Source organism: Caulobacter rhizosphaerae, assembly GCF_010977555.1.
Classification (GTDB): Bacteria; Pseudomonadota; Alphaproteobacteria; order Caulobacterales; family Caulobacteraceae; genus Caulobacter; species Caulobacter rhizosphaerae.
Map to the genome: position 1 here is coordinate 2,904,512 of NZ_CP048815.1, position 22,468 is coordinate 2,926,979.

The window sequence follows — 22,468 nt, forward strand, 5'->3', positions numbered from 1 at the left end:
CGTTCATTTATCTGATCGTCGAGTGGGCCGGTATTGTCAAGCCTCGGTTTGACGGGCGGCGGCGCTGTCGGCGGGCTAAAAGCGAACCGCCTCGTCAGGTCAACCGAAGCCTCGTCGTCCCGGCTTCGACGCCGTCGCCGCGCGCCTCGACACGCACCTCGCCACGACTGCCCTGGGCCCGCAGGATGGCCAGCGCCCGGCCGCGATAGGTCAGGGCCTGGTTCGATTGCAGCGAACCGACGGCCAGGGGATTGGCGCTGCCGAAGGCGAGCAGGTCCGCGGGGCCGGCGACCTCCAGCGAAACCTTGATCGAGGCGTCCGGCGTGAGGCGGCCAGTCGCGTCCAGCACATCGACCATGAGGTAGCTGAGGCTGTGGCGTCCGCTGCCCGCCTGCTCGCGTTCGGCGCGGATCCGCAGTTTGGCCGGAGCCGCGACGGTCTCGAGGCGCTTGCGGCCGATCTCGACGCCTTGGCGCCAGGCGATCGCCTCCAGAACGCCCGGCGCGTAGGGAACCGCGAACTCCGCACGCATCTTGTCACCCGCGCTCAACGCCCTTGTCCCCACTAGGTCGCCGTTCAACCGCAGCTCGATTTGGTCGCCGAACGTGTAGACGCGCACGGCCAGCGGCCGACGCTCAGCGCCGGGCCAGGTCCAGCTTTGCAACTCGTCCGACCAGCCCCACTGACTGACGGCTTCGACCTGGCCGACCGGCACGGGGCGTTGCACGGCCAGCTCAAGCCCGCTCACGCCCCAGACCACGTCGCGATAGTAGGATTGCGGCTTCTGGTCGCCGATCAGATCGATGTCGCCGCAATTGGCGACTACCCACGGATAGGGCTGCATGAACGGCAGCTGAGGTGGTTTCGCGCCGTTCGCCGGCGCCGCGCGCCGCACGGCCGCGCCGATCCCCGCCTCGCCCAGATAGTCCATGGCCGTCCAGACGAACTCGCCGATCATATACGGCGCGCTTTCCCCCAGCGCCCAATAGTCGAAGGCGTTGGCCGGATAGGTCTCCGACGCGTAGAGCACCCGGTCCGGATATCGCGCGTGATCGGGCTCGATGTCCTCGAGCTTGTAGTTGTAGCCCGGCACGTCGAGGAAGATCATCGACGCTTCTCGCGGTTTCGTGCTGTCGCCGACGGTGACTGGGCGGCCGCTGAAGGAATGGATCGCCGCCGTGACGGGACGCGTCGGGTCCAGGCGATGCACCTCGTCGGCCAGGTTCCAGGCGTCGCGGAGCCCTTCCCGCGACGCGCGATCGGGTATCTCGTTGCCGATGCTCCACATGATGACGCTGGGACTGTTGCGCGCGCTGAGCACCGTGGCGGCGAGGTCCTGGCGCCAGTGCTCCGCGAAGAACTGGGCGTAGTCGTCCTTAGTCTTGGGCATGCGCCAGACGTCGAAGGCCTCCTCGATCAGCAGCATGCCGTGCCGTTCGCAGGCCTCGCGGAAGGTTCGCGCGCAGGGATAGTGGGTGCTGCGGATAGCGTTATAACCCCGCGCCTTGAGCCGGAGGATGCGGCGCTCGTCCGCGTCGACGAACGCCGCCGCGCCCAACAGGCCGTTGTCGTGATGCAGGCAGCCGCCGCGAACCTTCACCGCCTCGCCGTTGATGGTCATGCCGCGATCGGCGCTGAACGCCACGATCCGGACGCCGAAAGGCTGGCTCAGCCGGTCGACGAGGCGACCGCCGCGCAGCAGTTCGGTTTGCAGGGTGTAGAGGTCGGGATCGGCCGGCGCCCACAGCGTGGGCTTGGGCAGGCGCAACACCTGCTTGACCTCGCCACCGGCGGTGGCGAGCGCCTTGGCCTCCACCACGCCGGAAGCCGAGCGCAGGGTGGTGCGCAGCGTCAGGCCCGGCTCCGGATTTTCAATCGTGGTCGTCACGTCGATCACCGCGCCGGCGGCGGTGATCCGCCGCGTCCAGGCCGCGACGCCCCAAAGGGCGATCCGCGCGGGGGCGGCGAAGACGTTCAGGGTGACGGACCGGTATATGCCGGACCCCGCATAGAAGCGGGCGTTCTCTCCGAGGTTCCGGACGCGGACCGCGATGACATTGTCGCCGATCGGGTCAAGGTGCGGCGTCAGGTCGTAGGCGAACGGCGCGTAGCCATGCACTCGCGACCCCAGGAGATGGCCGTTCAGCCAGACGTCGCTGACGGCGTACACCCCGTCGAAAACGATCTCGGCGCGGGCAGCGTCGGGCGTCAGGCGGAAGCGTTTGCGATACCAGCCCTCGCCGCCCAGGGTGAACCCGGTGTTGGCTCCGCCCTCGTTCTTGGCGTCGAAGGGGCCGACCCGGTTTGGCGGCGACGGGTTCGGCAGGTCCTCGATGCTCCAGTCGTGCGGGAGATCGACGCTGCGCCATCCGGAGTCGTCCAGTCCCGCCGCCTCCCAGGCCAGGCCCGAACCGCGCGAGAACCGCCATCCGAGATCGAAATCCTGGTCCCGTCCGGGACCGAAGCCAGACCCGATCGCCAGCGCGTCGGCCGCCGGCAGCAGCGCCGAAAGCGCCGCGCCCGACATCAACAGCAGCGCCTCGCGCCTGTGGAGGTGTGCACGCAACGAGGTCATAGGCCGGGCCACGCGTCTGTCGGGAGCGCCCGAAACCCGGCGTCGATGCGTTCGAGCGCTCCAGGCTTCACGACGCCCGCAAAGAACGAGAACGACGCCATTTCTCGCAACGTCACATTGGTCAAGGTCGGGTAGAGGCGCGGCGTACGCGCCATCTTGCCAAAGCCGGGAACCTCCCGCTCGACGACGGCGAGCAGGGCGTCGGAGCGCAGCAGGTCCGCGACGCTGATGGCGTCGACGCCGAATTCGGCCTGGGCCAGGCGAGGCTCGACATAGCCACCCGTGCGAGAATAGAGCGGCGCGTCCACGCTCCCTCCTAGGAATTCCACGACCGGCGCTGAAGGGCTGGATCCGGTTGACGCGGGACCGGCGTGAACCGGTCCCGCTCGCGTCTAGCGCGCGCCGAAGGCGTAGCGCAGCGACACGCCGATTTCCCGCGGCGGCGCATAGCTGGTCCAGCGATAGCCGCTGTCGCCGAAGAACGAGGTCACCGCGCCGGCCGGCGTCGTGTAGTCCACATCCCGGCTGGTCTCGACGCCCGTCTTGGTCAGGTTGCGGGCGAAGATATTGATGTCCCAGGCGCCGTCCGGCGAGCGGACGCCGGCGAAGACGTTCAGCAGGCCGTAGTCCGGAACCGTGTAGCCGGCGTTCCGGCGCTTGTTCTCCGGATAGTAGCTGAGCAGGCCCCGGACATAGGCCTCGACCCCGCCGACCGGGCGCCAGTACTCGCTTTGCAGCGTCCCGCTCCACAGTGGGTCACGGGACACCGACACGTTGGACTTGCAGGTCGCCACGTGAATGTTGCGCGAGCGGAAGTCGCTGAGGGTGGGCGTTCCCTTGTCCGGAACGCCGTCGAAGTTGCTATCGCGGCAGGGCACGATGTCGTTGTCGACCTTGCCGTCGGCGTAACTGATCCCGCCGCTGATGCTCCAGTTCGGCGTGACCTGGAAGGCGCCGTCGAAGTCGAAGCCCTTGACGATCGAGTCGGCGCCGACGTTGAAGGTCGAGTTCTGCACCACGGTGGTCGCGCCGTTGGCGGCGACATAGGGAATGGAGCCCAGCTGGAACAGCAGGCCGTCATACTTCTGATAGAAGACGGCCAGGTTCAGGCGCAGGCGACGGTCCAGCCAGTTGGTCTTGATCCCCGTCTCGAACGACTTGGACTTCTCGTCGGGCAGGAAGATCAGGCTGGCCAGGACCGGGTCGTTCTCGGCGTTGCCAAGGGCGAAGTTGTTGGCGCCGCGCCGCCATGAAGTGGCGAAGGTGCCGTAGGACAGCACCTGGTCCGAGAAGCGGTGCGAGATCGACAGGTTGTAGACCGTCGGCTTCTCGGTGTTCTTCTGCGAACTGTTCTGGACCGGCGTCTTGCCGGCCGCGATCGGGATGTCGCAGAAGCCGCCGCCATAGGTGCTGGCGAAGCCGGCGGCCGAGCACGGAAAGCCGATGGCGCGCGAGATCATGCCCGCGCCGAGGAACACTGTCTGGACGTTGTCGACCTTGGAGACGATGTGGCGCACGCCGCCCGAGATCTCCGTCGCCTCACCCAGGTGCAGGCGCACATTGGCGAACACGGAGTTCTCGGTCGCGTTGTTGTTGACGGTGATCAGGGTCGGCAGGCTGAAGCGGCTGTCGAGCACGCGAGGGTTGGCCGGCGCGCCGGGCGAGCCGAATGAGCCCGGCAGGAACGAGGCGATCTGGGTACCGCCGGTCTTGCTCGGCGCTTTCGAATAGAAGTAGCCGACCGTGTAGTCGATCAGGCGGTCGCTGCCGACCGACGACAGCCGGATTTCGTGCGTAGTCTGCGAGTTCCTGGTGTTGAGGTTCTGGAAGTAGCTGCGCCCGATCAGCACGTTGCCGTAGTCCAGCGCCCCGACCGTGGTGGCGTCGCCCTTGGTGTAGCCGCCAACATAGCTCAGGCGCTGGCCCAACACTTCCCAGTTCAGCTGGGCGCTCAGGAAGTCGTTGTCCGTGTAGTTGAAACGCGGCGAGTCATCGACGTCCAGGCGCTGCGAGGCGGTGATCACCGGGCCGTTGTAGCCCGCCGGCGCGGCCGCCGAGACGCCGCCGACGGCGCCATTGCCCTCGATCTGGGTGAACTGGCGCTTGTGGCTGTTCAGCTTCTGATAGCTGAGCGTGGCGTCGAAGGTCTCGGTCGGCGTGAAGTTGATGCTGATCCGGCCGCTTCGCGTGCTCTTCACCGGCAGGAACGCGCTGTTGAGGCTGGTGACGAAATCGCCCTTGTTCTCGTCGACGACGCCGGCCAGGCGGACGCCTAGGACGTCGGCGATCAGCGGGATGTTCGCCGCGCCCTGCAGGTTGCGGCCGCCGTGGTCGGTCGCCTGGGCGCTGACATAGCCACCGTAGTCGTGGGTGTCGGCGCGCCGCGTGGTCAGGGTGATGGCGCCGGACGGCGCGGTGCGGCCGCGCAACGTGCCCTGCGGTCCGCGCAGGACCTCGATCGCCTGGATGTCGTAGACGGTCTGGAAGGCCACCGTGCCGTCGATCGGCACGTCGTTCTGATAGATGTCGACCGTCGGCGAGGCCTGGGTGCTGGCGTCGTAGGAGACCCCGCGGATCGACGGCGCGGGCGAGCGGCCGGCGGTGACGCTGGACGTACCAAGGCTAAGGCCCGGCACCAGGGCCGCGACATCCTGGAACTGGGTGATCGCCAGCTTCTTCAGCGAGTCGCCGCTGACCGCCGAAACCGTCGTGGGCACGTTCTGCAGGTTTTCCGCTTGCCGGCGGGCGGTGACGATCACTTCGCCGACCGTCTCGGGCTCGGCGGCCGCCGGTTTGGCCGCCGTTTGCGCATGGACCGCGCCGGCGCTCAGGGTCAGAACGCTGACCCCCGCGAGCATCATGATCCGAGTATTGTTCATTTCACCCTCCCTGTTCCCTAGGCCGGCCCGACGCCCGGCGATCGCCGCGCGTTGCGATCGGCGGCGACCTGCTTTGTTTTTTCGAAGACGGCCACGAACGTTCGCGCCCTGGCCAGGCTCGCCGGCGCCCCGTTCGGGCAAGGCGAACTCGGCGGTGGGCTGGACGGCGTTCGCCGTCCACAAAGTGCGGAAGCACCCGTTCGTCTCCGTCCACTCGCGCCGACCTAAAAAGGCCGGTCTTGATCGTTGTCGTCCGCCCGCACTGTTCGGGCTGGCGAGAAACGCGTCCGCGTTTTTCGCGGGGCGTTCGCGACGCCGTGAAAGCTAGGCCGGCGCCGCTGACCTGTGTTGTAAACTGTCCTGACCAGTGGTCAACCAAAAACAGACGGAACCGTTCAATTAGGTTCCTCAATCTCGCTGGCCATGAGGGCGAGCGCCTACACACCCTGACGAGACCACGCGAAAACGCGACCGCCAGGGCGACAATTTGACGATGATGTACGATTGATGGCGTTCCGGTGCCTTAACGGCCCGCGGCCGGCGCGCGCCTGACGGGCGAAGGGCCCGGCAGGCGGCGAGGCCAGCCGCAGCGGCGGCCTCGCGAAGACGCCTCGGCGATGCGATCGCCGAGGCGTCAGTCGTCAGGGCGCTACTTCGCGCCGAGCTTGGCGAAATCGGCGTCGATATCGGTGAGCTTCTGGTCTGTGACAGTGTCGGCGGAGTACTGCTGGATCGCCTTCAGCGTCATACCGCGCGCCATGTTGATCTGCTCGTTGGCGACCAGCTCCGGCAGGTGTTTCTTCACCACCGCCGTCGCGGCGGGGTTGTCCAGGATGTCACCGACCGTGGTTTCGCTGGTCTTGAACTTGGCGGCCTGGGCGGCGCCGGGCAGGCTGGCGGGATCGGCGCTGGCCGCCGCCGGAGCGGTTTGGGCGGCCTGAGCCATGACGGCCGCTGGCGCGACCAGCAGAGCGGCGGCGAGAGCGAGGGAAGCTAGACGCATGGGGGATCTCGTTGTTGTGGACGTTCCTCGAACGCGATCATGGCGCGGGGTCGCGCAAAGGCAACCATAATTGTACGATACCGGTCGATTTTATCGTGAGATGTCGTAGGATCGCTGCCTGGCGGCCCATTCCATTGAATCGGGTTGCCCCACCCGGGACAATCGTGAGAGCTGGACTCCCGGCTCGCGCCGAAAGATTTGGATACCGACTTGGTTAGAAGGTCCATGACCGCCGCGCCCTCGCAAGACACTGCTGGCCAGGACTCGCGGGACGCCCCCCCGCAAGCGCCGCTGCGTCCGGGTCGCCCGACCACGGCGCGCTCCGAGGCGATCAATCCGGCCATTCTGGCGGCGGCGCGCGAACATTTCCTGGCCATGGGCTTCGACGCCACGCCCATGGAATCCGTCGCCGCAGCGGCCGGAATCGCCAAGGGCACGCTCTATTCCCGCTATCCCACCAAGGAAGCCCTGCTTCACGCCGTCGTCGCCGACCGCGTACAGGCCTGGCAGGCCGCGGCCGACGCCCGTAACGGGCCGATGCCGGCGGACCTCAAACAGCGCCTCAACCATATCGCCCGCTCGATCCTGGAATCGTTGGCCTCCGAAGAGATCCACGCCTTCCAGCGCGTGCTGACCAGCAGCTCGGACGCCGGCGGCGAATTGGCCCGTGCCCTGCATGAGGCCGGGCATCGCAGCGCCATCGACCTGCTGACCCGCAGCCTGGTCGAAAGCACCAGCAACTTCCCCGCCCCGCCCCGCGATCCGGCCCGGGTGGCCGAGATGCTGATGGCCATGCTGACGGGCTGGTACGACGCTCATCAGCGCGTGCGCGAGATCAGCCACGAGGAAGCCATGGCCTACGCCGAGCACGCTGTCGACGTGCTGTTCCATGGCCGCATGGCTTGGTAGCCATCTGAACGACTGCGTTGAATTCGTTCACTTGGTAACCCCGCCCAATGGCCGCGCCAGCAAGACTGGAAATTGGTCAGGCCAATCATGTCCGCGGCGCCTTGAACGCGGGTGACTCCCCTCCCCTAAGCCGCTAGCAAGAGGCTGACGAAACGGGGGCGGGCGACGTGGGCGCGGTTGATGACGGAGCTCGGCTGAACATGGAGAAGGCGCCGTTCACGGCCCGGCGCGGGCGCCCGAGCGCCGCCCAGCTGGCGGCGATCTCGGACACCATACTCTCGACCGCCCAGGCATTGTTCCTGTCGCAGGGCTACGCCAACACCTCGATGGAGGCGATTGTCGCCGCCTCGGGGGTCTCCAAGGCGACCCTCTACGCCCGATACGCCAACAAGCACGAGCTGTTCCAGGCCATCGTCGAGGCGCGGATCCAGGCCTGGCAGGCGGCCGCGGCGGCGGACAGCGCCGCCGAGGACGAGCGCCCCGACCAGGATATCGCGGCCTGGCTGCGCCACCGCGCCCTGTCGATGCTGCGAGCGTTGAGGCAACCGGAGATCCGCGCCTTCGACCACCTGGTCGTGTCCGAGGGGCCACGCTTTCCGGAGCTGGCGCGCCTCTTCCACGAGATGGGCTACATGCTCAATGTCCGGACGATCGCCACGCGCCTGTCGCGGGCCGAAGGCCAGGCCTCGCCCACTGAGCAGACCCTGCTGGCCGCCAAGCTGTTCGCCTCGGGTCTTGTCGGATGGATCCGCCAGGAGTCCGGCGTTGACGAGGTGACCGACGCCGCGTGCGAGGCGGCGGCCGACATGATGGCGCGCCTGCTGATCGATGGACAATCAGCCTGGCGCGCCGGTTAGGACGGTCAGGTCAACTCCAGCAGGGCCACGCCTTCGGGCGGCAGGTCGATGACCAGCTCGCGCGTGGCGCTCAGCTTCAGCACGTGCGGCGCCGGCAGCTCGGCGGCTGCGCGGATCTTGGCCAGTTGCTCACGTGTGGGGTATTGCGGCGACCCCAGCGCGCGCCAGGCCGGATAGGGCGAGCCGCGCTCCATGTCGACATAGCTGACCTTGACGGTCTGGCCCGACTTGGCGCCCTTCAGTCGCACTCGGTAGCGCTTGGCCTCGCCGACCACCTTGCGCACGCTGTTGGCGCCAGGAATGCCGCTGGCCTGCGGCGCGTCGGCCAGGTTCCAGACCATGACGGCGCTTTCGCCACCCGCCCGCCGCGAGGCCAGGGCGGGACCCTCGGCCTTCAGGCGGCGCGTCCCCAGCCTGTTGAGCAGCTTGAACGTGTTGAAGGTCGGACGCGCGACATTGCGGGCCGAGAACAGCCCCCAGGCGTTGTCGCCCTCCTTGAAGATGAAGTTGGGGACCAGCACTTCCTCGAACTTGCTGACCTGCCAGTAGGACATGCCCTTCAAATAGGGCATGCAGCCCTTGATGATGTGGGCGATCATCGCCGGGCTGTCGGACGACCACTCGCCCAGCCACAGCTCAGCGTTCTTGTAGGCGCTGGCGGCGATCTGGTCGCTGACCTGCTTCATGGCCGCGGCGTAGATCTCGTTCTGGGTGTATCTGCCCGCTTCGCCGAACACCTTGACCTGGTTGTCGCCGGCATAGAGGTGGGTCGAGACGAAATCGACCGGCAGGCTGTTCTGGGCGCAATAGGCCAGGAACTCGGGGATCCACTGGACCTTCGAGGTGGCCGGGCCGCCAACCTTCAGGCTCGGGTCGACGCTGCGCACCGCCTCGACCGAGGCCTTGTAGAGCTCGAAGTACTGCTGCTGGGTGCCGCTCCAGAAGAAGCCCAGGTCGGGCTCGTTCCAGACCTCGAAATACCATTGGCGCACCTCGGCCGCGCCGTACCGGTCGATCAGGTGGCGCACAAACAGGGCGACGAACGCCTTCCAGTCGTCCAGCGACGCCGGCGGGGTGATGTTGCCGCGATAAGTGCCGAAATTGGCGGTTCCGCTGGCCAGCTTGCTGGGCATGAAGCTGAGCTCGACGAACGGCTTCATGCCGGTTTCGAGCACCCCGTCATAGACGGTATCGACGTTCTGGAAGTTGAAGCTCTGGCCCGCGGCGCCGATCGCGCCCTTGGGCCGCACCGCCATCTCGTCATCGTTGAAGATGCCGTGGAAGCGCACCCGCTTGATGCCAGCCTCCTTGTAGGCGCGCTTGGCGTCGATCCGCCATTCCTCGCGCATGGTCAGGCCGGCCCGGTCGGAGCCCACGCACTCGGACCAGATGTGGGCCAGGGCGCCCACGTCGGCGGTCAGGTCGACGTCTACGGTCTCGATGGGAAGCGGCGGGAGCGGAGCCTTCGCCCAGGCCGCTTCGGAAAGGGCGGAGGTGGCGGCCAGCGCGCCGGCCGTGGCGATAAGATCCCGTCGGTTCATCATGCTTCCTCCACTGCCCGGCCGAGACTGCGATCGGCGCGACTGTCGTTGGCGCGCCCTCGGCGCTTCTTCGGGCGCTCGACGGACGGGCCGGGAACCGCCTCGCGGTCCGTGGTCAGGATCATCAACGGCGGCGCTTTGGCTGGCAAGTAAAATTAAACGACAACGGTCAATTAAATGCGTGATCAAGTGTGAAATAGCCCACCTCGACGCCGCGGCCAGAGACCGCCCAGAGGCGCGAGGAGCCAGGCGCGAGCAGGACCAGAAAGCCGAACGACAAACGCCAAGCGCCGATTTCACGCCGAGTTTGCGAACGGCCTGCACCTCGCCGAGAACCATCCCGGCCGAACCGAAGCCGTTTGACGAGTTGGCGGCAATTATCGTACACATTCGTTCAATAACGTTGCTCCAAAAGCCCCGTGACGTCGACGGCGGCCAGCGGACGGGAGGACGATTTGGGATCCACGGGCATCGGCCGCACACAGGCCAGGCATCGCCTCCTTCTGGCGCTCCTCGGCGCTTCAGCTCTGATGGTCGAGCCTCGCGTGGCGCTGTCCGCGCCCGCCGGCGACGACCTGGCCGCCGGCTTCACCGCCCCACCCAACAGCGCCAAGCCTCGCGTCTGGTGGCACTGGATGAGCGGTAATGTCTCGTCAGAAGGGGCCCGCCTCGACCTGGACTGGATGGGGCGGATCGGCGTCGGCGGCGTCCACGCCTTCTCCGGCGGCAAGCTTCCCGAGCCGATCGTCGTCGACAAGCCCATCCCGTTCATGTCGCCCGAATGGCGCGCCATCTTCCGCCAGGCGGTGACCCAGGCCCGCGCGGCCGACATGGAGGTCGGCATCGCCGGCTCCCCCGGTTGGAGCGAGACCGGCGGCCCATGGGTGCCGCCCGCCGACGCGATGAAGAAGTACGTCTGGAGCGAGACCACTGTCGACGGCGGCGCGACCGCTCCGCTGGCCCTCCCCGCCCCACCCCGGGCGAGCGGCGGCTTCCAGGGCGCCAAGACCGGCAAATCCCCGGTCGAGGTCTATGACGACGCGGCGGTGTTCGCCTATCCGACCCCGCCGCTGGAGGTCGCCCTGGCCGCGCCGCGGTGGAGCACTCAGGCGGGCCCCGCCACCTCGGCTGAGACGGTCCCGGGTGCTCCGGCCGAGGGCCTGTCGCTGAAGCTGGCGCCCGCCCAGGGCGAAACCGAGGCCTGGCTGGAAGCGCGGTTTCCCGGCGCGGTGCCCCTGGGCGCGGTCTCGCTCAGCGTCCAATTCGGCGCCAAGGTCGTGATCGAGGCCGAGGCCGCGCCGGGGGTCTTCAAAGCCGTGGGCGAAGGCGTCGTCGAGGCCACCAGCGGCCCGCTGGCGCACGGCGCGCCGCAGCAGACGATCGCCTTCTCGCCGGTGAGCACCCAGCGACTGCGCCTGCGCTTCACCCCGCCGCCCGAGGACTTCCAGCCGCCCGTCGCCAAGGTGATGGGGCGCCCCAAGCAGGTCAGCTTCGCTCTCTCGCGCCTGGCTCTGCAGACCGGGGCGCGGATCAACGGCTTCGAAGCCAAGGCCGGTTTTTCGCCCAGCGTGCACGAAGACGGGCCGCCAGCAACAATCCCGGCCGGGGCGCTGATCGATCCGGCCAAGGTCGTGGACCTGACGGGCAAGCTCCGTCCCGACGGGACGCTGGACTGGGCTCCGCCGAAGGGGCGCTGGACGATCGTCCGGCTAGGCTGGTCTCTGACCGGCGCGGTCAACGCCCCGGCCGAGCCGAGCGCCACGGGTCTTGAGGTCGACAAGCTCGACGCCGCCGCCGTCGGCCGCTACCTCGACCACTATCTGGACCTCTACCAGCAGGCCAGTGGCGACACCCTGGGGTCCAAGGGCGTGCAGACCCTGCTCACCGACAGTTGGGAAGCGGGGGTGCAGAATTGGACGCCGGCCATGCTGGCGCAATTCCGCGCCCGGCGAGGCTATGATCCGACGCCGTGGCTTCCGGTGCTGACCGGCCGGATGGTTCAGAGCGCCGACGCGTCCGAGCGTTTCCTGTTCGACTTTCGCCAGACCTTGAAGGACCTGGTGGTCGACAACCACTATGCGGTGCTGTCCCAGGCGCTGAAGAGCCGGGGCATGGGCTATTACACCGAAGTTCAGGGTGACTATCCGCGGGCCATCGTCGACGGCATGACGGCCAAGGCCCGCGCCGACATTCCCACCGCCGAGTTCTGGTACCGCCCCTGGTCCACCGGTCCCGGCCAGCCGCCGCTCAAGGCCGACCTCGAGGAGGCCGCCTCCGCCGCCCACGTCTACGGCAAGCCGCTGGTCGCCGCCGAGGCCCTGACGGTGGCGGCCATGCAGGACCCGTGGTCGTTCTCGCCAGCCATGCTCAAGCCGGTCGCCGACGAGATCTTCGCACGTGGCGTCAACCGTATCCTGATGCACGAGTCGCACATGCAGCCGCTGGTCGACGCCAAGCCGGGGCTGGGCCTGTTCATCTTCGGCCAGTACTTCAATCGCAACGAGACCTGGGCCGAGCAGGCCGGGCCCTGGGTCAGCTATCTGAGCCGCACCTCGTACATGCTGCAGCAGGGCCGGTTCGTCGCCGACGTGGCCTATTTCTACGGCGAGGAGCGCAATCTCACCGAGCTGTTCAGGGACCGCGTCAACACCGACGTGCCCAAGGGCTACGCCTACGACTACATCAACCCCGAGGCGCTGCTGACCCTGCTGTCGGTCAAGGACGGACGGCTGGTGACCCCCAGCGGCATGAGCTATCGCGTCCTCTTCCTGCCCGATACCGTCCAGCGGCTCAGCCTGCCTGCCCTGCGAAAGATCCGCGCCCTGGTCGCCGACGGGGCGGTGCTGGTCGCCAAGCGCCCGGTGGGCGGGCTGGGCATGGCCAGTCCGGACAGCGAGGTCGCCAAGCTCGCCGACGAGATTTGGGGCGACGGCGCGCCGGGCCGAAGCCTTGGCCAGGGCCGCGTCTATGCCGACCTGACCTCTGCCCTGGCGGCTGAGAAGGTCACGCCGGATGTGGTGTTCACCGACACGGCGGCCGCCGCAGACCTCCTGACCCTGCACCGCCGCACCGCCGACGCAGACATCTATTTCGTCTCCAACCAGAGCACCGAACCGCGCATCCTCGACGCCGTCTTCCGGGTCGACGGCCACGCCCCGGAACTGTGGCGAGCCGAGACGGGCCGGCGAGAGGTTCTGGGTTACGAACAGACGGCGACCGGCGTCCGCACCCGGCTGGACCTGGCCGGGCATGACGCGGTCTTCGTGGTGTTCGACAAGCCCATGCGAGAGAAGGCCTGGACCGCGCCTCCGCGGCAGGCCAGCACGCTCGCGACCCTGGAAGGGCCTTGGCGCGTCAGCTTCGAAGCCAGGCGGGGCGCCCCTGAAAACGCCGTGTTCGATAAGCTGATCTCCTGGCCGGAAGCGACGGATCCTGGGATCAAATATTTCTCGGGCGTCGCGACCTATGAAAAGGACGTCCAGATCAAGCGGAGCTGGTTGAGGTCGAGCCGGCGCATCGAACTGGACCTTGGCGAGGTCAAGGAGTTGGCGTCAGTGTCCGTCAACGGCAAGCTGGTCGCCACGGCTTGGCGCGCCCCCTACCGCGTCGACATCACCGACGCCCTGAAGCCCGGCAAGAACGCGCTGACGGTCGCGGTGGTGAACCTCTGGCCCAACCGGCTGATCGGCGACAGGCAGCCTGGCGCCAAGCCGGTCGCTTTCGCGCCGGTCTCGCCCTATCGCGCCGACTCGCCCCTGCTGCCGTCCGGCCTGCTTGGGCCGGTTCGGCTCACGGGTCTCCTAGTCGCCGGGCCGAGGCCATAGAGAGAGGTCAGCGGTGGCGATGGCCGCGCTTTCCTCGCCTGTCGCCTGCTGATGGGCCCGCAACCGGCTACTCCGCAGCGCCTTGCACGTTCTCGCCTTCCAGCCGCGGGCGGCGACAGCTGGTCGTCCGTCCGCGACATCCCGGGCCGGAAGGATTCAAAGCGTGCCTCTCGCATTTTGCCCGGCGACGTAATCACGCTTCGCATTGAGCAATGGTTGCGGTACCATTGGTGAGACAAAAAAGCAATAAAACGTAGGGGGGGTCAATGATTAGCGGCTGCTGCACTCGCAAGTGCTCGTCAGGCCTTGGTGAGCGCCAAATCCAAAAACCAACGCGCAGCGGCCAAATGAAAGGCGCAATGAATTTATTCGCGATTGGGCGGGTGCGTGCGGCCGGCGCCCAAGCCGGCCAGGTCGGACAACGGGAGAAAGTCTCTCACAAACTGACGAGGCTGCTTGCGATCACCGCCACTCTCGCCGTCTTCGCCTGGCCCGCGGTCGCGCAGGCGCCGCTTCCAGCGCCGCCGGAGCGCCAGCGCATGATCGTGCTGAGCGACATCGAGGCCGATCCCGACGACACCCAATCCTTCGTGCGGCTCATGCTCTACGCCAACCAGATCGACCTGGAAGGGCTGGTGGCCACGACATCGATCCACATGAAGACCTCGACGCATCCGGAGTCGATTCGCCGTATCATCCAGGCCTACGCCAAGGTCCGCCCGAACCTAGCCAAGCACGAGGCCGGCTTCCCGACGCCCGACCGGCTCGCCGCTCTCGTGAGCGAAGGGCAGTCCGGCTACGGCATGGCCGCGGTCGGGACGGGCAAGGATACGGCCGGGTCGCGGCTGATCATCCAGGCGCTGGAGCGCGACGATCCGCGCCCGCTGTGGATTTCGGTGTGGGGCGGCGTCAACACGCTGGCCCAGGCCCTGTACACGATCCGTGAAACGCGCTCGCCCGAAACGGCGCGCCGTCTGATCGCCAAGCTGCGGGTCTATACAATCTCGGACCAGGACGATGGCGGGCCCTGGATCCGCCGCACCTTTCCAGAGCTGTTTTACGTCGTCAGCCCCGGCGGCTATGGCGCGGGAACCTGGACCGGCATTCATACGGTCATCGACGGCGCCGACAACCGCATGGTCGGCAACAGTTGGCTGCGCGACAACATCCAGCAAGGCCATGGCCCCCTGGGAGCCCTCTACCCCGATGTCTCCTATGGCATGGAAGGCGACACGCCGGCCTTCCTGTCGCTGATCCCCAACGGCCTGAGCAATCCCGAACACCCCGATTGGGGCGGATGGGGCGGCCGCTACGAGCTCTATACACCGGCCGTCGCCACCACCGATCCGAGCGGTTTCAGCGGGGTGACCATCGAGCCGGAAACCCGGCCGATCTGGACCAACGCGATCGATACGTTCATGCCGCAAGTCGCCCAGGACTTTGGCCGCGCTCACACTTCGGTGGAGCGATCCAAGGACTTTCGCGCCGGGATCTGGCGCTGGCGCGATGATCTGCAGAACGACTTCGCCGCGCGGATGGACTGGACGACGCGGCCGTTCGCGCAGGCCAATCACCCGCCGGAGGTTCGGCTCGCTCATCCTGATCGATTGACCGTGAAATCGGGCCAGCGGTTCGTCTTGAGCGCGGTCGACAGCACCGATCCCGATGGCGACAGCCTGAGCTTCCAGTGGCTGCACTATCAGGAGGTCGGCCACTGGCAGTCGGCGATACCCAATGGCATCGCCGCGAACATTCATACGGTCGATTTCACCGCGCCCACCGTCACCGCGCCGCGTGAGGCCCACTTCATCGTTCGGGTGACCGACAAGGGCGCCCCCCCCTCACTCGCTACAAGCGGGTGATCGTCACCATCACCCCCTGAGCCGATGGCGCCTTGGATCTTCGTCACACCCTTAAGATCGTCCCGCCAAAAGGACCAACGCCTTCCGTTTCTCAGACCCCGCCGCCTGGCCAAGAGGCTTGCGCCGCCGCGCGACGCTCGTCGGCGACTATCACCTGGGCTGGGACGCTGCAGCCGCTATTGAAAGACCGAGAAATCCGGCAGCGGATGGGCCTGAAGTTCGGCGTCGCCGCCGATCGGCCGTATGGAGGCGTTCGAGCCGTCGAACGCCGGCCAGGCGGGTAGTCCCTCGCCTGCCGGGCTTCCGGTTCGCGCGAACCGGATCACGGTGTCGGCCAGTTGGTTCGCCAGCCGTCGATCCTCCGCGGTCCAGGCCCGGGGATCCACGGCGAGATTGTCGAGCAGGTATTGGATTTCAACGCCGTGGCCAGCGCCGCAGCCCCACGAACACGGGGTCGGCGGTTCCGCGGGACGGTGGGCGAAGTAGTAGACGTAGGACTTGGAGCGGCCGTACCTAGCTTGCAGGGCGGCCCAACGGACCATTCGCCAGCCCCACCAGTCGTTGGTCAGTTGGTTGATCGAGGCGAGAGCCTGCACGTCGGTGGCGCCAGGATAGGCGGCCAGCATGCGATCGGACGGCGGATGGCCCAGGAGTTTGGCCATCTGGTCTCGTCGCCCGGCGGCTGTCGACGCGCTGGCGTCCAGGTAGAACGCCGTCAGGTCCGTGCCCTCCTCGGCTGTCCAGCCCACCAGCAGGGGCACGTCGTTTTGGTCATGGTTGCGGTAGGTGGTGGTCAAGTCGGCGCGCAGCAGATGGCCGTCGACATGAACCCGCGGCGACCAGGCCTGCTTCTGCAAGTCCGAGACGCTCAGCCGGCGCAGGTCCGCCAGGCGTTCGGCCCCGACCGCCTTGGCGAAGGCCAGACCCTTGGCCTCGGCGGCGGGCGTTCGATCGAAGCGGTGATCGTCCTGTGGACTGATCGGCATCGCATCATTGCCGCTCTCGGCGATGGCGCGCTGGAACAGGCCCTTGGCCAGGGGCGAGGCCACGAGCACCGCCACCGATTCCCCGCCCGAGGAATTGCCCATGATCGTCACCCGGTCGGAATCGCCGCCGAAGGCCGCGATGTTGGCGCGGACCCATCGCAGCGCCGCGATCTGGTCGAGAACGCCCTGGTTTCCGGACACATGCTGCGGCGACTCCGCGCTCAGTTCCGGCGAGGCATAGAAGCCGAATATGCCCAGGCGGTAGTTGAGGGTGACCACGACGGCCCCGCGCCGAGCCAGGTTGGCGCCGTTTTGCACGGGCACGGCGGCGGCGCCGCTGTCCATCGCCCCACCGTGGATCCAGACGATGACCGGCAGATCCTTGGCTTTTGCCGGCGCCCACAGGTTCAGGTACAGGCAGTCTTCGCTCTTTGGGTTGGGAATCCAGGTCGCCGTCTGCGCGCAGGCGGGGGAGAAGTCGCGCGCCGACCTTTCGCCGGCCCACGGGACGACAGGTTGCGGGGCCCGCCAGCGAAGATCGCCGACCGGCGGCGCCGCGAACGGAACGCCGAAATATTCGTTCAGAGGACCGTCCACCGAGCCCACGATCGCGCCGCCGGACACCTTAACGGGACGGGTGGTCGGCGCGGCCTGGCTGGCGTGAGACAGCAACAGGCTCAGAACGGCCGCGGCGACGGCCCTGGTCGGCAAACAGTTCACGATTTCGCTCCCCCGCACGCCACCCCCTTGGCGCACCGACTCATCGGTTCAGAACCTCTATCGCGACTGGGCCAACCCGTCCTCAAGTTCACGCCCATCGAAGAACTTAGCCCTCCGTCGTCCCGAGAATGTGCGGAGCTCGGAAGATGGTCGGCACGGAGCTCGCCCAGCCCCTCCCGGCCTCAGGCTCAGTCGTTAAAGTCGGGCAGCGCCAATAGCGGCCCTTGGGTCAACTGCAGCAACATGACCTTCGCCGAGGATGTCAAACGCCGCTTGACCAGGGCGCCATCCGTCCGAAGCAAGCCACCGCGTCAGCAGAGGGTCCTCATCCTCGGTCAATTTCGCGATAGGCGGCGACCAGGCGCTCCTCGCCGGGACGTCCGGCCAGAGAATTGCCATGCTCCATGCCGATCACGCCCCCATAACGCCGGGACTTCAACCACCGGACGATCGAGGTGTAGTTGATTTCGCCGGTGGTCGGCTCCTTGCGGCCTGGATTGTCGCCGAACTGCACATAGGCGACCTCGCTCCAGCAGGCCTCCAGCGTCGGGATCAGATTCCCGAACTGAATTTGCGCATGGTAGAGGTCGGCGAGGACCTTCACGGCCGGACTGTTCAAGGCGCGTGCGATCGCGAAACCCTGCGGGATCGTTTGCATGTAGACGTTGGGATGGTCGATGCGAGTGTTCAGCGGCTCCATCACCATGACCAAGCCTTGTGGAGCCACGATGTCGTTCGCTCGGCGCATCACGTCGATGATGCGCGCCGTTTGGATATCCAGCGGCGTCTTGGGATCCAAGAACCCGGTGACCACCGTCATGCACCTGGCGTTCAGCCGCTTGGCCACGTCGACGGACGCACGGATGTCGGCCAGGAACGCGCCCCGCTCGGCGTCATCGGGGCCGCCGAGCACGGGCCGGAACTGAGCCCACTTGGGCATGCTGGCGACGAAGACCCCCATCGTCATGCCGCGTTGCTCGAGCGCCCGCGCCATTCGCTCCTGTTCTTCCACAGGACGGTCGCGGGCCTGGTTGTCCTCCCAGGCGGTGAACCCCTGGTCCGCCGCAAAGGCGATCTGCTCGATCAGTCCGCCGCGGCTGGCGAAGCTGCCCTCATGGGGTGCGAAGGCGAGCGAAAAGCGCGCCGCGTTCGACCCGCCGCCCTGGGCGGCGGCCAGCCCCGGCGCCAGGAAGGCGGCGGCGCCCGCCGCAAGCATGGTCCGACGACGAATGATCATTTCCGGCTCCCAGCTAGGCGGCGATCGCGCCAGCAAAAGCCATCACACGCCACCCGCTGATCAACAATAGACGCCGAGAGGCCTGGCTCTTCAGCTCGATCCGAATCTCAGACGCGCACTAGCTGCGGCTTGAACTCAGGATAGGTTGATCGCCCCACTGGTCGGGGTCGTGGCCGTAGATCATGAGGGTTTCAGGACCACACCGCGCAGTCAGTGCGTCCAGAGACTTGTTCATCGCCGGACTATCAAAATGGGCGGGGAAGCGGCGTGTCCGCGCGGTCTCGCAATTGTAGCAAGCATCCGCCACCAGGATGTGGTCTCCATCATCGCTGCGCACGTGCATCGACTGGTGCCCCGGCGTGTGGCCAAAGCTCGGCAGAATAGTCACCGCCCCGTCCCCAAACAGGTCATGCTCGCCGTCGATTTGAAGCAAGGAGTGGCCGAGGTCGGAGAACCGACGCGGCAGGAAGTAGCGTGCGGAAAGGTCGTCGTCGCGGCCAGCCTGCCACTCTCTAGCCTGCACGACGATCGTCGCATTGGGGAGTTCGCTCAGGCCGCCGGTATGGTCAAAATGCAAGTGCGAGAGCACGGCGAACCGAACCGCCGCGGGATCGATGTCCAACCGTTCGAGGGCGCGCGTAACGGTTTCCTCAGGCGAGAGGCTGACGTCCATGTCCTGCGTACGCAGTCGGCGTCGATAGGGATCATCGGCGTGCACCAGGTCTCGATGCAGGCCGCAGTCGAACACGGCGACTCCTTCTGGATGATCCACAACATAAAAGGGGATCGGCACGGCCACGCGGTCCGCCGACATTCCCATGCCTGCGCCTGAACTGTGGAACTGACCGCAGACGCAGCCGAACAGCCTCATTCTGACATTCCCCAGCTGCCAAGGCGTGACTATGCACGTCCGCTCCCTGCACCGCCATTTCCAACACTCGGAAACATGGCGGGCGGTGCAGTCCGAACCCCTACCGCTGGTTAGTCACAGATCAAACTCAAGGACTCCGTCTCCAGGCGTCAAAACGATCTCGGCGGCGCGCTCGCCGCGGAGGGTGATAGCCACCGCCTTTCCTCGCCAGGACGCTTTGCGCGGCGCGCGGTCAGCGACAACGAGCACGGACGCGGCGTGTTCGCCTTCGACGTTCAGCCGCGCCAGGAGACCTTGCGCCGACCAATGCTGCTGGCGGACGTGGGTATTGAAACCACCGCTCAAGGTTCTTGGCTGGTAGTAGGCCTCGTACCAGTTGCGTATGGGCGAGGAGAGCGCTCCGAAGGGCGACCACCCGCCTCCCCGTCCGGTGAAAGCGTCGAATTGTTCGTAGGCCAAACCGGTTCGAGCGATCTCGCGGCTGTAGACGTCAAGCGCCGTCTGAGCGATGCGCCAGGCCAGCGCGCCCTGCCCATAGTCGAGCATGGCCTTCCACATCAGCCACTGGTGCGGCATCCATACCGAGCCCGACCAGTAGCCGGCGCGATCGAAATAGCTTGCCCGCTGGTCGACCGCGGTGACACCGCTGAGAGTCCACAGTCGCTCCGGGGACATCAGGTTGTCGATCATCGCGCGACGCTGCGAGGCGTCGGCGATGTCGGCCACCAGCGGTGCGACGCCATCGAGTCCCATGTTGAAATTTTCTCCGGCCGCACTCCTCAGCCAGCCGGTCGGCGCGCCCGTCGCATCGTGGATGACATAGGCGTAGTAGCCGCTCCGGGCGTCCCAGGCATGGGTTTGCAGCGCCTGGCTGAGCGCTTCTATGTCCCGGCTCCAGACCTCCACGTCACGATGGAGGTCAAGCGTCCTGGCGATGCGGCGCAGAAGCTTGGCGCATCGAATGGCATGGGCGGTGCTGATGGCTGGCGCGACCCGTGCGGCCAGGCCGCCGGCGTGCATGGCCATCTGCGCCGGATAGTCGTCCATGCCGGCGGCGTTGTAGAAATAGTCGTAGGTCCTGATCAGACCGCTGCCGAAGGTCCGGCACGTCGAGCCTGCCGCGCGCCCCAGCAAGAACTCAAGATATCGCTTGAGCCTGGGATAGCGCTCCTGCGCGAAGGCCTTGTCACCGTTCAGATTCCAAAGGGCCTCGAACTGATAGAATTGGGTCGGGAGCGGCGAACCGTGGTGCAGAAAGGCGGCTTGCTTGTCCTGAACCGGGCTCAGATAGGTGTCCAAAAGCGCGGTCGACAGCCGCGGTGTTCTCTTAGCCAAGCCCAGCCCCGTGAAACCGGAGTCCCAGGTATAGACCGACGGCCATTCACGACCTGGACTATAATTTCGCACCCAGGCGCCGCCGGTCCAGATGGGAAACAGCATGTTGGTCGCCGCCGTGGCCAGCAGGCGTTCGGCGCTTTCGGCGTACCGGTCGCCGGGGGCTTGATCAATATCACCGAACTTTCGCCGAGCCGCAGCGAACCGCATGTCAAGCGCGTCGGCGGCGGGAAGCTCGGCTGTCGCGCCTCCCTTCCCCACCGCCACGCGGAGGTCTCGCCAAGCGGTTTGTCCTGGCTCGAGGTTGAACACCCGGTGGGTGAGCACGGTGACGTGTTCCGGCGTCTCCGCATCGGGCACGCGACGCAGGGTGAACGCCGCTGGCGACTTCAGGGCCGTCTCCAGGAGACGCAGGTCATCATTGGCCACCGTGCGAATGGGCAGGATATCGTCTGTCCAGCTCAGGGCGTAGGTGCTGTCGGTTTCCTCGGCGAAGGCCAGGACCGCTGATCGTATGGCGTCGTGGCGTTGCGGACGCAGAGCCCAGGTGTGTGGGGCGAAGCTGACGGCGTCGGCGGCGTTCTGCTCGACGAGAACAAATCCATTCAACTCGACGGCGGCGTCGCCCATGGCCATAAGCGACCAATCATGCTCGCCCGCCGCGAGCCTTCCCACGGCGAGATCGAGCTCCATGAAGGCTCGCGGATCCTCCCCGCCGGCCAGCGTGACGACACCCGAGAAAAGCCCGCTCGCCACAAAGCTGGCGGAAGGGAACGCGCAGCGATATCGAACGCGCACGATCGCGTTGGCGAGGGGCTTGGCCAGTTTCATCCGCCAGCGGATCTGGTCGCCCTTCTCGCGCCCAAAACCCTGGCCAATTCCGTAACCATCGACGAAGTCATGCTCCACCACCTCGCCATGGCGGCGGCCGTCGTAGGGGAGGCTCTCGTCCGGACCAGGCTTGGCCCATTGGAAATGGTCGTAGAAGAGCGCGTTGACCCAGACCGCATCGATGGGCAGGGACACACGCGCCGGGCGCAAGGGCGTGCGGGGGACCGCCAGATGAGCAATGCCGGACGATCGCGGGCGCTCAAGGCGGGCCGGGCATGGCGGTGGGCAAAGCCGCGCGGTCCAGTTCAGAACAACGGGGCAGACGACGTCAGAAAGGTTGCGAACACGGGCCCTGAGCACACCTCCCGCCTCGGACAGGCGCAGCCACTCAAGGCGAATTTCAACGCCCGCTTCGAGCCGATAAAGCCATGCGTAGTAGCTCAGGTCCGGGTCCGCGCGCACCGGCTGCATGCCCAGGCCAGCGTGCGCAAACGGGATTAGACTTTCCTGCCGCAGGATGGCTGGCGTGAGCGCGAAGTCCATCCGCAGCCCACGCTGATGGTCTGTGATGTGGGAAACCCCGTTCCAATGGTCGCTGTAGGGGCCCCAGTCGGATGTCGGTATGTCGCGGTGAGCGGGCCGCGGCCAAATCGCGGCTGAATTCATCGCCCGGCCCTCGGCGTCGCCCTTCACGCCAGCCGCGCTCGCGACCGCGCCCAGAAGCACTAGAGTGTTCCGCCTGGTGGGCATGCGGATCCTTTCACGACCATCGACGCCTTACGAAATTATGCGGAACGTCGATAGTCTGACCGTCGAACCGTAGAGATTTCATCACCTATGGTTGCGGCCAAGTAGTCGATGGACACCCGCTGGGTGCGACAGGCCGCGCCGGGCGCCCCGATCCTCCCAGCGGCAAGGCCGTGGTGTTCCTGGCCTCCGTTTCCACCTCCAAGGACGGTCGAACTTCGCCATCGACCGCGGTAGAGGCCTCGCATAAGCGGACGCGGAGGCCATCGTTGTCATCCCGGAAAGCGCGCA

The 22,468-nt window shown here is 66.8% G+C and carries 13 protein-coding genes; 4 read left to right on the forward strand and 9 right to left on the reverse strand.

The window, feature by feature from the left end; all coding sequences use genetic code 11:
- Positions 1–94: 94 nt before the first annotated feature.
- From G3M57_RS13425 to G3M57_RS13440, 4 genes are all read right to left on the reverse strand, one after another.
- Positions 95–2,575: a glycoside hydrolase family 2 TIM barrel-domain containing protein gene (locus tag G3M57_RS13425; RefSeq protein WP_163231088.1), complete on the reverse strand. Its 2,481-nt coding sequence runs from the start codon at positions 2,573–2,575 to the stop codon at positions 95–97.
- A complete protein-coding gene (locus tag G3M57_RS13430) occupies positions 2,572–2,883 on the reverse strand; it encodes a hypothetical protein (protein ID WP_163231090.1) in 312 nt (103 codons plus the stop codon). Before G3M57_RS13430 ends, G3M57_RS13425 begins: the two co-directional genes overlap by 4 nt.
- Before the next feature lie 84 nt (positions 2,884–2,967).
- Entirely contained in the window at positions 2,968–5,454 is a 2,487-nt protein-coding gene (locus tag G3M57_RS13435; protein WP_230983716.1) for a TonB-dependent receptor, read from the reverse strand.
- 649 nt (positions 5,455–6,103) lie between these two features.
- Positions 6,104–6,457, reverse strand: coding sequence for a hypothetical protein (locus G3M57_RS13440; RefSeq protein WP_163231092.1), 354 nt, complete (start codon positions 6,455–6,457; stop codon positions 6,104–6,106).
- Between the two features lie 225 nt (positions 6,458–6,682).
- Here G3M57_RS13440 and G3M57_RS13445 point away from each other — a divergent pair, with 225 nt between their 5' ends.
- Positions 6,683–7,366: a TetR/AcrR family transcriptional regulator gene (locus tag G3M57_RS13445; RefSeq protein ID WP_056750549.1), complete on the forward strand. Its 684-nt coding sequence runs from the start codon at positions 6,683–6,685 to the stop codon at positions 7,364–7,366.
- Positions 7,367–7,566: 200 nt separating this feature from the next.
- Complete coding sequence (locus tag G3M57_RS13450) at positions 7,567–8,223, forward strand: TetR/AcrR family transcriptional regulator (protein ID WP_163231094.1); 657 nt, start codon at positions 7,567–7,569, stop codon at positions 8,221–8,223.
- 5 nt (positions 8,224–8,228) lie between these two features.
- On the opposite strand, the gene G3M57_RS13455 is transcribed toward G3M57_RS13450, so the two are convergent.
- Positions 8,229–9,764 (reverse strand): GH39 family glycosyl hydrolase, encoded by a 1,536-nt coding sequence (locus tag G3M57_RS13455; protein WP_230983717.1) that lies wholly within the window; start codon positions 9,762–9,764, stop codon positions 8,229–8,231.
- 545 nt (positions 9,765–10,309) lie between these two features.
- Between G3M57_RS13455 and G3M57_RS13460 the strand changes: the two genes are divergently transcribed.
- Positions 10,310–13,588 (forward strand): glycosyl hydrolase, encoded by a 3,279-nt coding sequence (locus tag G3M57_RS13460; protein ID WP_244322550.1) that lies wholly within the window; start codon positions 10,310–10,312, stop codon positions 13,586–13,588.
- A gap of 347 nt (positions 13,589–13,935) precedes the next feature.
- A complete protein-coding gene (locus G3M57_RS13465) occupies positions 13,936–15,450 on the forward strand; it encodes a DUF1593 domain-containing protein (RefSeq protein WP_308424034.1) in 1,515 nt (504 codons plus the stop codon).
- 176 nt (positions 15,451–15,626) lie between these two features.
- Here the strand turns inward: G3M57_RS13465 and G3M57_RS13470 are convergent, their stop codons facing one another.
- The 4 genes from G3M57_RS13470 to G3M57_RS13485 form a co-directional block, all read right to left on the reverse strand.
- Positions 15,627–17,156 (reverse strand): carboxylesterase/lipase family protein, encoded by a 1,530-nt coding sequence (locus G3M57_RS13470; protein WP_230983718.1) that lies wholly within the window; start codon positions 17,154–17,156, stop codon positions 15,627–15,629.
- A gap of 325 nt (positions 17,157–17,481) precedes the next feature.
- Positions 17,482–18,393: a hydroxypyruvate isomerase family protein gene (locus G3M57_RS13475; RefSeq protein WP_163231098.1), complete on the reverse strand. Its 912-nt coding sequence runs from the start codon at positions 18,391–18,393 to the stop codon at positions 17,482–17,484.
- A gap of 118 nt (positions 18,394–18,511) precedes the next feature.
- Positions 18,512–19,264, reverse strand: coding sequence for an N-acyl homoserine lactonase family protein (locus tag G3M57_RS13480; protein WP_163231100.1), 753 nt, complete (start codon positions 19,262–19,264; stop codon positions 18,512–18,514).
- A 114-nt stretch (positions 19,265–19,378) separates the two neighbouring features.
- Positions 19,379–22,156: an MGH1-like glycoside hydrolase domain-containing protein gene (locus G3M57_RS13485; protein ID WP_163231102.1), complete on the reverse strand. Its 2,778-nt coding sequence runs from the start codon at positions 22,154–22,156 to the stop codon at positions 19,379–19,381.
- Between the last annotated feature and the right edge of the window lie 312 nt (positions 22,157–22,468).